Annotated in this window: 1 protein-coding gene and 1 pseudogene; both read left to right on the plus strand. The window is 43.8% G+C overall.

What is annotated here, in order from left to right:
* Positions 1-344, plus strand: a pseudogene (locus tag R7190_RS27585) (insulinase family protein); the annotation flags it as partial.
* Between the two features lie 113 nt (positions 345-457).
* Positions 458-670: a CG2 omega domain protein gene (locus tag R7190_RS27590; RefSeq protein WP_141179912.1), complete on the plus strand. Its 213-nt coding sequence runs from the start codon at positions 458-460 to the stop codon at positions 668-670.
* Positions 671-696: the final 26 nt, after the last annotated feature.

Consider the following 696-nt stretch of genomic DNA (forward strand, 5'->3'; position numbering starts at 1 on the left):
AGCTCAACGACTACCAATGGCACAGCAGTAAGCGTGGCCTTTGGAACCAAATCGCAACCCCAGACACGACTTTACGTGGACGAGCGCAACGCTTGTGGGTAGCAATAGGCAACAAAGATACCGAGTTTAATCAACGCGAAAAAGTACTAGCCGAGCTCAAAAAGCTAACAAGAGCAGACATGATTCGCTTTGTCGTTAACGAACTGAAACCGAGAACAGCAAACCGGTTGGTCATGCACTCGCAAGGCCAAGCACATGTCGATGCTCCTCGAATTCACTTAGGGCAAGAAATTGGCTCTATCGAAGAATTTCAGTTACGACCAAAAGATTGTGGTCTGGGCTAAGACCATCACCGTAATGGATAAAATGGGCGGAAGTCGAGCTGTAAAATATGTGAGAAACCCATCAATTTACTAATACGACTTGGATAGTCTTGACAGAAAATTGAAATTACGCGATTGCCGCTCATGCTGAAATCACAGTAAAAGGTGACGATTTTGAATTGAGCAAAGATTGTGTTCGCCTAAGCGGTGACAATATTTCCGTCAAATCCGACGATTGCTCTTCTAAAAACCGGGATGATAAAGACAAAAAAGGAAACGCTAGCGTGCATGGCGATGACAACCCAGGTAAAGGGCATAACAAAGATAAAAAAGACAAGAAGAAATAAACACTTCTGTTCGAAAAAAGGCTTGC

It is taken from the genome of Vibrio sp. 1078-1, assembly GCF_033340475.1.